Below are 12267 nucleotides of genomic sequence, written 5' to 3' on the forward strand. Positions count from 1 at the left end.
TCTCAGCAGTCGACCAATCCGGGACGGCCAAGGCGCAAAAGTATCCAGCGCAGTTGGCCATCGGGTTAGGGACCACTTGGCAATCCCCATGCCACGCGGCGCTAATCAGAAATCCTTCGCTGGTGGAACGACATAGTTACCTTACGTGTGTTTGCAGCTTCGCCCGGAACATCAAATTTTGTAGCCGCCATCAAAGCACGGCGTACTCCGGTTCGGCGGGCCTATATACAAATTCCCAACATTGTGTCGGCGCAAATACTGTTTACGTAGGTGCATCGCTTTGCGAGCTTGGTGGTCGTTGGACTCAAGACTCACACGAACTAGTCCGCGCGTTTTTCGCGGAACTCCCTCCAAGGACCCCGCCTTTGCAAAACACGGCTCGAACCTTGCACCGCGCGTTGTTCTGCGCCGGCCTGCTGGCCGCGACGCTTTCGGCGGGCCCAACCCGCGCCGCGCCCCCGGACCCGATAGTCGGTGTGTGGGAGCAGGTTGACGAGGATGGCGACGTCGGCGCCCTCATCGCTTTGAAGGAGCGTGGCGGCACCATCGAGGGCGTGATCGTGAAGCTCTTTCCGGCCCCGGGGGAGCCTCCAAATCCGGTCTGCTCCGCCTGTTTGGGCGCCCTGCACAACGCCCCGCTCCTTGGCCTGACGGTCGTCGACGGTCTCCGGCGCACCAAGGAGCGCTACGAGGGCGGCTCCATCCTGGATCCCGATACGGGCGAAACCTACCAACTCACCGCCGTGCTCGCAGCGGGAAACCGCTCACTGCAGGTCCATGCCTACCGGGGCGTTTCGCTGCTGGGCCGAACGCAGCAATGGCGGCGCGCCGCGAACCAGCCGCGATCTTAGTGGCGGACCAGCGGTCTCGTCAGCGATTGAGACAAACCAAGATGGTCATCGGCCACGGGCGCGCTTTGCAACGGTACTGGTATGGCTTGAGTGAGGCAGCATTTTACAACGTCGAGTGCGCGTTGCATCACCAATACAAGATCGATCATTGATAGCATCACGGGCCCGCAGCACGCCATTTCTACTTGGCATTTCATATGCCTTGATTCACATCTTGATGGAAACAAGAACTGCACCTGCCGCGATGAGCGCTACACCAAGCCAGTTTAGCGCAGCCAGACGCTCGCCAAGGCAGGAAGCTCCTAGCACGACTGTGAACACGATGCTGAGCTTGTCAATGGGTGCGACCCGGGCGGCATAGGAGCGACATTGGACCCCGGTCTACATCGACTTCCATGTCGATGATCTTGAGGCTGCCTGGGCTAAGGTGCCTGATGTTAGCGGCAAGTGCGAGCAGAAGTTCGAGGTCCTGCGACCGCGTTTGCAGCGACCCCTAGCGATCCCTTCGGCAATGCGTTCTGCATTATTGGACGACAAACCGGCGAGTAGCGCGCCAGTTCGCCTTCTCCCACGTTCACTTGGGCCGCTTTGGTGCACTGGTTGCCCACCTCATGCAGGCGATCATGCGATACGGGATTCGACTTCCCTGCTTCGAGGCAAGAGCGCCACGAACGAAACGACCCCGCTGCGGCAGCGCTAAGTAGCGAGGAATGAACCGTTTTCAACCCGTTGGGGCCGATCCAATTACCAAGATTCTAAGGGGACCGTCAGGATGCCACTGAAGAGCAGGAGCACGCTGAGGGCAAGACCGATGGTGGAGTACAGGAGCACCGGAAAGAAACCGCGGGCCTCTGCAGCACGCTCAGCGTCAGTCGTGGTGATCTGGACAAATGCAATCGTGGAACCCACGGCGTTAGCGCGCATGGCGTCCTCCTTGTGCTGAAGATTAAGCGCGCGCCTCCTTCGCTAAGTGAGCACCTTAAAAATCGCGAATATCGGATGTCTACTCAGGCGATCTGCACTCCTCCACGTCACCAGGCCGTTTTGGGGCGCACAGAACGAAGCAGATCAAACGCGCCAAATCCCCAAGTGCCGCTAATTGGAAAGCTCGTTGATTCAGGCGAGCGGTTGATCCTCGACCACTGCTTGTGCGCTCTGTGGTGTCAAATGATGGCGCAGTCGCGTGCAGGTCGCCCGCATGTCACGATGAAAGTTTCAGGCCTACACCTTCGCGGAATCGTGGATGTTGTGCCTCGGGCTTGCCTATGTCGGCGCCAAGGCTCGGCGAACGCTGGGATTAGGACCCGACGCTTCGGGCCTGGTTCTATCGTTGCGATGCCGCCATCCTGACGTTTGTCGTGGATTCAACAGCTTGGCTGATCTGGCGCCGGCTCAAGCGCCGCTAGTATGACGCCCGTCGTCCAACTCGCCTCGTTTTTGCAGGCGTGCTGCTACCCATGCGCAAAGAAGCGCCCATGCGGAGCCGACGCACCAGCCGGCAAGGACGTCGGTTGGCCAATGCACCCCGAGCGCGACGCGGCTGATACCGACTAGGATTGTCAACGTGACCCCAATGGTTAGGTAGTAGCCTTTTAGCACCGGACGCGGCTCGATCCTGGCAAGCAGCGCCGCGATGGTCAGGTAGGTCACCGCGGCGAGCATCGCGTGGCCGCTTGGAAAGCTCGCCGTAAAGACCTGCGGCGCGCCTGGGATCAAGCCCGGTCGAGCGCGCTCAAACAGCATTTTGAGAACGGTGCTTAGGATTTGCCCGCCTACAACTGAACCGAGGACCAGGGCGACCGCACGCCAGTTGCGGGCCATGGTGAGAAAGCCAACGACCGCGATCGTAACAATCGCCAGCACCACGGTGCTGCCCAGGCTTGTCAGATCCCGCAGCATTTCGGGCAGCCATGCAGGCCCAAGCAGCAGGCCGGGATCCGCTGGTTGGCGCAGCAAAAGGATCAGTCGGCGGTCGAACGCACCTGTGTCGCCCTCCATTACTTCCTCGGCCAACAGCCCGAACATGAGGACTAGGCCCGCGATGGCCAGCAGGGTGAGAAGCCAGCGCGCCTCACGCCGGATCATGCCGGCCTCCCGCTTGCTAGCGCCGATCCAATGTCGTGATGCTCGGAGCCAACACCGGCGTGGAAGCGTTTCCCCAGCATCACTTCATCCGTTGGCGCGAACGCCCCAAGTCTTCTCACCGATTGTTCGTTCAACGTCGCCTCCACTTACATGATCGAAGCTCATCGAATGGCAGTTCCACCCTTTCACGCTCGCCCGCCGCAGGTCCCCTCCGTCATCGAACTCAGGCTCGCGTCGACCGGTTCAGACAAAGTAGCTCGCCAACGCCGCTTTACTGGGATGAAACCCACCGATACGTTGACGGTCCTGCCCCTGTTGGGCCGCGGAAGGCCTGAGAACAAAGGCCATTTGAGGGAGGCTTACATGCGCAATCCCACCGGGGCCATTCTGGCCATGCTCTTAGCTTCGCCTGCATGGGCCTACGACGGATGGCATCTCGAAAAAGCGATCCCCGTTGCGAGCGGAACCGCGGCTTTCGACTACATCACCTTCGATGCTCAGGGTCAGCGCGTATTCGTCGGCCATCGCAAAGATGGCTTGCAAGTCGTTGATGTAAAGACTGGGGCGTTGCTGGCGACCGTTCCAGGCACACCCGCGGCAAGTTCTAACGGTGCCGTGTTGATCCCAGAGCTGGACCTCGGCGTATCAAATAATGAAAACGGTACTCTGACCCCGTTCAAGCTGTCGACGCTTCAAGTGGGCGAACCGGTCAAACTAGGCGAAGAACTCGATACCAGCCATTATGACCCGTACACGAAACGCTTGTTCGTTAATATGTCTGCGGATGCATCGGGATCCGAAATAGCCGTGCTCGAGACCCCGTCGCTTCGCAAAATCGGATCAATCAAGCTTGCCAGCAAGAAGCTCGAACATGCCGCCTTCGATGAAGCCGGAACGATGTTCTTGGCAGCCCGTGATCTCGACCTCGTCTATCGCATCGACACGACGGCGATGACAGCCACGGCGCAGTGGCCGACGACCAACTGCGGTCAGGCCAACAGTACGGCGTACGACGTCGCCAACAAGCGCCTGTTTGTCGCCTGCCGTGGCAACGACAAGATCAAGCCATCGTTGATCGTCATTGATGCGGGGACCGGCGCCGTGGGCTTTAAGGCCGAGATCGGCGGCGGTAACGATGGTCTCGTGTTTGACCCAAAAACCAAAAGGATCTTCGCGGCAAACGGGCTCAGCGCCAATCTCAATGTTTTTGAGCAGGTCAGCGCCGATGATTATAGGCCCGTGGAAGCGCTAGGCACACGAGCGATGGTCAAGGTGCTTGCCTATGACCCCGAGGAGCAGAAACTTTATTCAATGACTGCCGAAGGGGCTGCCGATTTTAGTAAAAAGATCAACACAGCGGTGAGTCCCTTCTATCCAAATACATTCAGACCGAACACCTTCTCGGTTTTAATCTACTCAAAGTGATCGGGGTCTCGACTGAACCGCGAGCGCAACGATGTCGGCGGTCAGACGTGGGTAGAGCACCCCAAACGGGCAAATGTCTGCTCCGGAGTCACGAGCGGTCTTTCAGTTTGCACCTACTCTGAATCCTCAGCGCCGTTCGGTTAAGGTGGTTGCGCGTCCCCGCAACCAAAATCCGCAAATTCGACAAAAAACGCCGCCCCCAAAGGGCGGCGTTCTGCGTCGGGACGATCACAAACCACCCCTGGCGCTCCCTTGCAGGTTTGCTGTAATCGCCACCGGCCTGCGTCGGTCCATTGGCGACACGCGCGATCATGCTACCCGGCATCTCGCCCGCGCTGATCTTAGGAACAAGCTTGGAAGGCGAGCTGCTGGCCGTCGAAACCAAAGCCGCCGCTGGGCGACCCGCGCTTCAGAAAAAGCGTCGCAGATGTGACATGACGCTCGCGCGGACATTGTCGATGTGCTCGCGCATGGCGTCTTGCGCGCGCGATGCGTCCCGCGCCGTGATGGCGTCGATGATGGCCAGATGCTCGCGCACCCCCGGTTCGAACCGCTCGGGAACCCGCCCCATGTCGAAGATCCTCGTCTTCTTGCGGAGATCTTCGATCAGTTCAGCGAGCAGGCGCGACCCGGCCAGACCCGCGATGATCAGGTGGAGCCGGTCGTCCACCGCGACATGTTCGGCGGGCGTTGGCTCGACGCCGTCTCGAAATTCGGCGATGCGGGCCGCTACTGCGCTCAATTCGGGAGATCCGCCGGTCTGGGCGGCGCGGCCTGCGGCCTCCACCTCGAGAAGCCGCCTGATATGCAGGACCTCGATGAAGTCGTCGACCGAGAGCCGACGGACGACCGGGGTCGCGCCGGCGCTGCGGAGCACCAGTCCTTCGGTCATCAGGCGCATGGTTGCTTCGCGCACAGGCGTGCGCGAAACGCCGAGGCGCTCTGCAAGCTTCTTTTCCTGCAACGACGCGCCGGCGGGCAACTCGCCATTGAGGATCATGTCGCGGAGCCGCTCATAGGTCGTGTGACCCAGCGTCGAGATCGTGCCCTGATCGGCGGTCACCCATCCACTCCGCTTTTGAGGGCGTCCGTGCATCGCAGAAGCGCGCGCTTGCGCCGCCCTGTTCTGCACCTACCCCAACCTTGGCTTTCCCTCTCGCCATCCCGAGTGTATACACACTGTATGTCGAAGTCACGCAGGCTCGGCTGCAAGACGGCGGGTCTGCAAGGCGCTGAAGCCGAAGCGGAAGGGCGCGTGTTGCGGCGGCCATGCATCCGGAGTCCATGATGGCCGACATGCTTTACGACACCGTGATCCGCAACGGCGTCATCGCAACCGCCACTGACGTGTTCAAGGCCGATCTCGCCATTACGGGCGAAACGATCGCAGCCATTGGCGCGACGCTTCCGCCGGGCCGGCGGGAGATCGACGCGACCAACAGGCTGGTCCTTCCAGGCGGCGTCGACGTGCACTGCCATATCGAACAGTTGTCCGGCGGCGGCCTCATGAACGCCGACAGTTTCGAGAGCGCTACGCGCTCGGCCGCTTTCGGCGGCACCACGTCGGTGATTTCGTTTGCGGCCCAGCACCGCGGCGCGAGGCTCAGCACAGTCGTGGAGGACTATGCGGCGCTGGCCCGGCGCGGGGCGGTGATCGACTACGGTTTCCATCTCATGGTCGCCAATCCGGACCAGCAGACCGTTGAGCATGACCTGCCGGCGCTGATCGAGGCCGGGCACCGCTCCGTCAAGGTTTTCATGACCTACGACGCGGTCCAGGTGAGTGACCAGCAGCTTCTTGACGTCATGCTGGCGGCGCGCGGCGCCGGGGCGCTCGTCTGCGTGCACGCTGAAAATCACGGCGTCTTGAAATGGATGAGCGAGCGGCTGGTCGCCCGCGGCTATGTTCTGCCGAAATTCCACGCCGTGAGCCATCCGCGTGCGGCCGAGGTCGAGGCCTTCCATCGCCTGATCGCCTTCTCGGAGTTGCTCGACCAGCCGATCATGATCTTTCACGTCTCCACTGCTGAGGGCGCGGCCGTGATCCGCGACGCGCGTGGACGCGGGGTGAAGATCTTCGCCGAGACCTGCCCGCATTACCTGCTGATGACGGCGCAGGATCTCGACCGGCCGGGGCTTGAAGGGGCCAAGTGGATCTGTTCGCCGCCCCAGCGCACGGCCGCCGACCAGGAGGCGCTCTGGCGAGCGCTGGCCCTCGGCGACCTGCAGGTCCTGTCGTCCGATCACGCTCCTTATCGTTTCGATTCGAGCGGAAAGCTCAGCGCTGGCGACAACCCGACGTTCAAGCAGATGGCCAACGGCATGCCGGGCCTGGAACTGCGGCAGCCGCTCCTGTTTGACGCCATGGTGTCGCAAGGGCGCATGGGGCTCAGCAAGTTCGTCGAACTCACCGCGACGGCTCCGGCCCGGATCTATGATCTTCCGGGTAAAGGCTCGCTGGCGATCGGGGCGGACGCCGACGTCGCGATCTGGAATCCCGAGCGTCGCGTCACGCTCGCAAACGACCTGCACGACAATGCGGGCTACAATCCCTTCGAGGGCCGCACCGTCACGGGCTGGCCCGAAACCGTGTTGCGGCGAGGCGAGGTGATCGTCGCGGAGGGCGTCATCAACGCCGCGCCGGGCTCGGGACGTCTCCTGCTGCGGCCCGCGGGCGAAGCCACACGGCCCACCGGCCGGCTGTCGGCGGAATTCGATCCCGCACGGAATTTCGGCGCCGATCTCTACTGAGGCAGCGGCTTGGAGCGCTCCGCCATGAGCAACACGATCTACGTCATCAATCCAAATTCCTCGACCACCGTCACCGACGCGATCGACCGGGCTTTGGAGCCGCTGCGCACGCCGCAAGGGCCGGCGATCGCCTGCCTGACCTTGCCGGATGGCCCGGCCGGGATCCAAAGCCAGCGCGACGTGGACGGCGTCATCGGGCCGCTTCTGCGGCGAGCCGGCGACCTCGAAGAGGAGGCGGCGGCTTTCGTGATCGCCTGCTTCAGCGATCCAGGCCTCCACGCCTTGCGCGAGCAGAGCCGGCGCCCGGTCTTCGGCATCGCGGAAGCCGGCGTGTTGACGGCGCTCACCCTGGGGCAGCGATTTGGCGTCATCGCAATCCTGCCGACCTCGATCCCCCGGCACCTGCGCTACTTCGGCGCGATGGGGGTGATGGGCCGCTTCGCCGGCGACCTCTCGATCGGGCTGGGCGTGGCGGAACTGGCCGACGAGGCGCGGACCTACGAACGCATGAGCGCCACGGGCCGCGCGCTGCGGGACGCCCACGGCGCCGACGTGATCGTGATGGGCTGCGCCGGCATGGCTCGTTATCGCCGGCGGCTGCAGGATGAGCTTGGCGTCCCGGTCGTGGAGCCGACGCAGGCCGCGACCGCCATGGCGCTCGGTCGCGTTCTTTTGGGCGATCGCTAGACGCCGTCACCATGCTCGAGATTGGAATCCGATGCCTTTGATCACCGAAGCGGCAGCAGGCGTGTTCGTGATCGCCGTCACTCCGTTCACCCCGCAGGGCGCGATCGATTACGCCAGCCTGGACTCGATGGTGGACTTCTACCTCGAGAAGGGCGCAAGCGGCCTGACCTTGCTGGGCATGATGGGCGAAGCTCCGAAACTGACCGGCGCTGAATCGCTCGCCGTGGTGAAGCGCGTGCTGGCGCGCGTGGGCGGGACCACGCCCATCGTGGTGGGCGTCTCGGCGCCCGGCTTCGCGCCGATGCAGGAGCTCGGCAGCCAGGTGATGGACGCCGGGGCGGCGGGCGTGATGGTGGCGCCGCCGTCCAGCGTCAGAACCGATGACCAGGTCTACTCCTACTTCGAGACGGCGGCCGCGATGCTCGGCGACACGCCCTTCGTGTTGCAGGACTATCCGCTTGCGACCGGCGTGCAGATCTCGACGGCCGTGATCAACCGCATCGTGCAGGCTCTGCCCACCTGCGTGATGCTCAAGCATGAAGACTGGCCGGGGCTGAACAAGATCGGCGCCCTGCGCGCCGCCAGCGATCGGGGCGAGGCGCGCCGGATTTCGATCCTGTGCGGCAATGGTGGGATCTTCCTGCCGGAGGAACTGAGCCGTGGCGCCGACGGCGCGATGACGGGTTTCGCCTACCCGGAGATGATGGTCGAGGTCTGCAAGGCGCATGCGGCCGGCGACGTCGAGCGGGCCCACGACTTGTTCGACGCTTACCTGCCGCTGGCCCGCTACGAGCTGCAGCCGGGGCTGGGTCTGCAGATCAGGAAGCACATCCTGGCGCGCCGCGGCGTGATTGCGTCCGCAGCCTTGCGAGCGCCGGCCGGCCGACTTTCGCCCGGTGATCTCGCCGACATTGAGCGCCTGATCGCGCGCCAGGAGCGCAAGCTGGCCGAGCTGGGCTGAAGCGTCAGCCCATGAGACCGGCCGACGCTCAGAGCGGGGGGAGGGCGCGGATGTCGACGACGCCGTCGCGGCGCATGCTCCAGCCGGGATGACGGCCGCGCAGGCCGATGACCCGGCGATGATTGTAAAGATAGAGCCAGGGCGGGTCCTGCTGGAGCAGCCGGTAGCATTGCCGATACAGCTTTTCGCGCGCCTCGGCGGACACCGTCCCGCGCGCGACGTCGATCAGGCGTTCCACAGCCGGGTTGGAATATCCCTCCCACCAGGAGCCGCGGACGCGGGAATCGATCTTCTCGTGCAGCACCCGAAAGACGCTCATCGGGCTCGAGTCGAACACGCAGACATCATGGATCGCCTTGAGCCTCACCTGGTTGGCGTAATGCACGCGATCGGGCTCGATATGGCGCTTGAAGCGAACGCCCAGCGGGGAGAGCTGCTCTTCCACGGCATCCGCCAGGGCCTGTGCTTCGTCGGGCAGTCGCGTCGGGCAGTACAGGTTCAGGGTGAGGCCGTCCCCATGACCGGCCGCGGCCAGAAGCCGGCGCGCTTCGGCAAGGTCCTGCGTAAAGGGGGGCGCGTCCGGGTCGGCGCCGTAATGCGCCGGGCTCACGAAACCATGCAGGGGCTGCCCGGCGCCGCCGAGCACGTCGTCCACTAGAGCCTGGCGGTCAATCGCCAGATTCAGCGCGAGGCGGACGCGAGGGTCGCTGGCCGGTCCTGAGGCTGCGTTGAACATCATGATCAGCGCGGTCGGAGCCAGGTGCTCTTGAACCGTGAACGACGACGCCGGGAGCTCAGACAAGGCCGAGCGTGGCAGGCCGTTGGCGATGTCGACCTGTCCGGTCCTGAGCGCCTCGGCGCGGCTGGCCGCTGTTTCGCCCCTCACCCATGTGACGCCATCAAAGGTCGGCTTGCCGTCGAAATGGCCCGGATTGGCGCGCAACTCGATGCGCTCGCCCGGATGGTAGGCGTGGAGCCGGTAGGGGCCGGTGCCGACCGCGCGGCGCGCAAGGTCGTCCCCCGCGGCCTCCACGGCGCGCGGCGAGACGATGTGCCCGTAGGCCAGGATGTCGAACAGATCGGCGATGGGCTGCGCCAGCGTCAGCGCCACCTCGTAGCGGCCGAGAACCTCCACCTGCAGCCCGGCGAGATACTGCGCATAGACGCCCGGCGCCCCCAGCGTCGCCCCCATGTCGGGGCGGGCCATGCGCAGCAGCGCGTAGCGGACCGCCTTGGCGTCACAGGGCTCGCCGTCATGGAACAGCACGCCTTCGCGGAGGCGGAATTGGTAGCGGCGCGCGTCCTCTGAGACGGTCCACTCCGTGGCGAGCGACGGCCCGTAGCCGCCATCCGGGGTGCGCCGGACCAGCGTGTCGAAGAGCGCGCCGAACACCGTGAGGATGTCGTTGGCGTCCGTGCATGCATGGGGGTCGTCCAGCGCGACCCGGCCCTGGCTGATCGTGATGGTGGTCATGCGTTGGCCTCCAGGGTGGGCGCGATTGCGGTTGCGTCGTGCAGGTGGCAGGCGACGGCCTGTCCGTCGCCCTGCTGCCGCAACACGGGACGCTCGGCGGCGCAGCGATCGAAGGCGAGAGGGCAGCGTGTGCGAAAGCAGCAGCCGGAGGGCAGGTGAAAGGCGCTCGGCACCTCGCCCCTGATCTCCTCCGCGGCCGCCGCGAGGGGCGCGCCGAGCACGGGCGCGGCCGCCAGCAACGCACGCGTATACGGGTGTTTGGGCGTGTCGAAGATCGCTTCCGTCGACCCGGTCTCGACCATGAAGCCGAGATACATCACGCCGATCCGATCGCTGATGTGCCGCACTACCGACAGGTCATGCGTGATGAACAGGTAGGAAAAGTTCATCTCGTCCTTCAGATCCATCATCAGGTTCAGGATCTGGGCCTGGATCGAGACATCCAGAGCCGAGACAGGCTCGTCCGCGATGATCAGCTCGGGCTCCACGGAAAGCGCACGCGCGATGCCGATGCGCTGGCGCTGGCCGCCCGAGAACTGATGCGGGTAGCGGTCCGCATGCTCAGGCCCGAGGCCCACCTTGGCGAGCAGCGCAAGGGCCCGGTCCTTCGCGTCCCGCACCTTGCCGGGCGCGTTCTCGAGAAAGGGCTCCATCACGATGTCGCAGACCCGTTGCCGCGGGTTCAGCGAGGCGTAGGGGTCCTGGAAGATCATCTGCATCTTGCTGCGGATCGGCCGCATCCGGGCAAAGTCATGGCCCGTGATGTCTTCTCCGTCGAGGACGATGCGTCCGCCCGTCGGCTGGTGGAGCTTGATGACCGTTTTCGCAAGCGTGGATTTCCCGCATCCGCTTTCGCCGACGATGCCGAGCACCTCGCCACGGCCGATCGACAGGCTCACCCCGTTCACCGCATGGACGATGCGGCGGGGCGCCGACAAGCGACCGTCTCGCCAGCGCAGCCGGTCGAAAAAGCCGCCGCTTGCGTCGAAGCGTTGCTGGAGATCATGAACCTGGAGTAGCGGGGCCATTAGAGCTTCGCCTCCAGCGGGAAGTGGCAGGCCGCGGCGTGGCCGGGCGCGAACTCGGCCAGCACTGGCTCGACTTCCCGGCATAGCGGCTGAGCGGCGCTGCAGCGCGGCGCGAACGCGCAGCCGGGCGGCAGGGCGCGGATGTTTGGGACTGAACCGGGGATCTGGTGCAGCCGCCGGCGCGATCGGTCGTCATGCGGAATCGAGTCGAGCAGCCCGCGCGTGTAGTGGTGCGCCGGCCTGCGGATCAAGCGCGCCGTCGGCCCCCGCTCGACGATGCGGCCGCAATACAGCACCACAACCTTGTCGGCCATCTGCGACACGGCCGCGAGATCGTGTGTGATCAGGATGAGCGACGCCCGGGTCTGCTCCACCTGCCGCTTCATCAGCCGCAGCAACTGCGCCTGGATCGTGACGTCGAGCGCAGTGGTCGGCTCGTCGGCGATGAGCAGGCGAGGGCCGGCGATCATCGCGATCGCGATCACGACGCGCTGGCGCATGCCGCCCGAAAACTGGTGAGGGTAGCTGTCGAGACGCTCCTCGGGCTGCGGGATGCCGACGTCGCGCAGCATCTCGACGCAGCGCGCCCGCCTTTGGCCCGCCGGCATGTCGGTATGGAGCCGCAGCATTTCTTCCAGCTGGTTGCCCACCGTGTACAGCGGGTTCAGCGCCGTCATCGGGTCCTGGAAGATCATCGCGATGCGCTTGCCGCGCACGCCGCGCATCCGGGCCTCGTCGAGCCGCAGCAGGTCCTGCCCCTCGAAGCGGATTTCGCCCGCCTCGATGCGGCCGGGCGGGTCGATCAGCCCCATGATCGAAAACCCGATCATGGACTTGCCGCCGCCTGACTCGCCGACCAGCCCGAGGATCTCGCCCAAAGCCAGGTCGAAGCTGACGCCATCGACCGCCTTCACCACCCCGGCGAAGGTGTGGAAATAGGTTTTCAGCCCGGTGACGGACAGCAACGGCGTGGCCGTCGGCTCGGCGGACGGGAGCGGGGTCATC

General features: G+C 64.5%; 10 protein-coding genes and 1 pseudogene. 5 read left to right on the forward strand and 6 right to left on the reverse strand.

The window, feature by feature from the left end; genetic code table 11:
• Positions 1 to 386 precede the first annotated feature (386 nt).
• Positions 387 to 851, forward strand: coding sequence for a DUF2147 domain-containing protein (locus IEV99_RS10730; RefSeq protein WP_188517798.1), 465 nt, complete (start codon positions 387 to 389; stop codon positions 849 to 851).
• A gap of 207 nt (positions 852 to 1058) precedes the next feature.
• Here the strand turns inward: IEV99_RS10730 and IEV99_RS10735 are convergent.
• Both IEV99_RS10735 and IEV99_RS10740 read right to left on the reverse strand, forming a co-directional pair.
• Positions 1059 to 1208: pseudogene (locus IEV99_RS10735) on the reverse strand (EamA family transporter); the annotation flags it as partial.
• A gap of 1035 nt (positions 1209 to 2243) precedes the next feature.
• Complete coding sequence (locus IEV99_RS10740) at positions 2244 to 2936, reverse strand: phosphatase PAP2 family protein (protein WP_188517799.1); 693 nt, start codon at positions 2934 to 2936, stop codon at positions 2244 to 2246.
• A gap of 363 nt (positions 2937 to 3299) precedes the next feature.
• Here IEV99_RS10740 and IEV99_RS10745 point away from each other — a divergent pair, with 363 nt between their 5' ends.
• On the forward strand, positions 3300 to 4361 hold the full coding sequence (locus tag IEV99_RS10745; protein ID WP_188517800.1) for a YncE family protein: 1062 nt from the start codon (positions 3300 to 3302) through the stop codon (positions 4359 to 4361).
• Between the two features lie 409 nt (positions 4362 to 4770).
• Here the strand turns inward: IEV99_RS10745 and IEV99_RS10750 are convergent, their stop codons facing one another.
• Complete coding sequence (locus tag IEV99_RS10750; RefSeq protein ID WP_210318655.1) at positions 4771 to 5493, reverse strand: GntR family transcriptional regulator; 723 nt, start codon at positions 5491 to 5493, stop codon at positions 4771 to 4773.
• 155 nt (positions 5494 to 5648) lie between these two features.
• Here IEV99_RS10750 and hydA point away from each other — a divergent pair, with 155 nt between their 5' ends.
• The 3 genes from hydA to IEV99_RS10765 are packed head-to-tail and all read left to right on the forward strand — an operon-like array spanning position 5649 to position 8760.
• Positions 5649 to 7112, forward strand: a complete 1464-nt coding sequence (gene hydA / locus IEV99_RS10755) for a dihydropyrimidinase (RefSeq protein ID WP_188517801.1) — start codon at positions 5649 to 5651, stop codon at positions 7110 to 7112.
• A gap of 24 nt (positions 7113 to 7136) precedes the next feature.
• Positions 7137 to 7799, forward strand: a complete 663-nt coding sequence (locus tag IEV99_RS10760) for an aspartate/glutamate racemase family protein (protein WP_188517802.1) — start codon at positions 7137 to 7139, stop codon at positions 7797 to 7799.
• A 31-nt stretch (positions 7800 to 7830) separates the two neighbouring features.
• Entirely contained in the window at positions 7831 to 8760 is a 930-nt protein-coding gene (locus IEV99_RS10765) for a dihydrodipicolinate synthase family protein (RefSeq protein ID WP_188517803.1), read from the forward strand.
• A 28-nt stretch (positions 8761 to 8788) separates the two neighbouring features.
• Here IEV99_RS10765 and IEV99_RS10770 read toward each other — a convergent pair whose 3' ends face one another.
• Genes IEV99_RS10770 through IEV99_RS10780 form a run of 3 tightly spaced genes read right to left on the reverse strand, consistent with a single transcriptional unit; the run spans position 8789 to position 12266 of the window.
• The gene (locus IEV99_RS10770; RefSeq protein WP_188517804.1) at positions 8789 to 10234 is read right to left on the reverse strand and encodes an ABC transporter substrate-binding protein; all 1446 of its coding nucleotides are present in this window, start codon (positions 10232 to 10234) and stop codon (positions 8789 to 8791) included.
• Positions 10231 to 11262, reverse strand: coding sequence for an ABC transporter ATP-binding protein (locus IEV99_RS10775; protein WP_188517805.1), 1032 nt, complete (start codon positions 11260 to 11262; stop codon positions 10231 to 10233). The genes IEV99_RS10770 and IEV99_RS10775 overlap by 4 nt, the downstream gene beginning before the upstream one ends.
• Complete coding sequence (locus tag IEV99_RS10780; RefSeq protein WP_210318656.1) at positions 11262 to 12266, reverse strand: ABC transporter ATP-binding protein; 1005 nt, start codon at positions 12264 to 12266, stop codon at positions 11262 to 11264. The genes IEV99_RS10775 and IEV99_RS10780 overlap by 1 nt, the downstream gene beginning before the upstream one ends.
• Between the last annotated feature and the right edge of the window lies 1 nt (position 12267).

Source organism: Alsobacter metallidurans (genome assembly GCF_014636935.1).
Lineage (GTDB): Bacteria > Pseudomonadota > Alphaproteobacteria > Rhizobiales > Beijerinckiaceae > Alsobacter > Alsobacter metallidurans.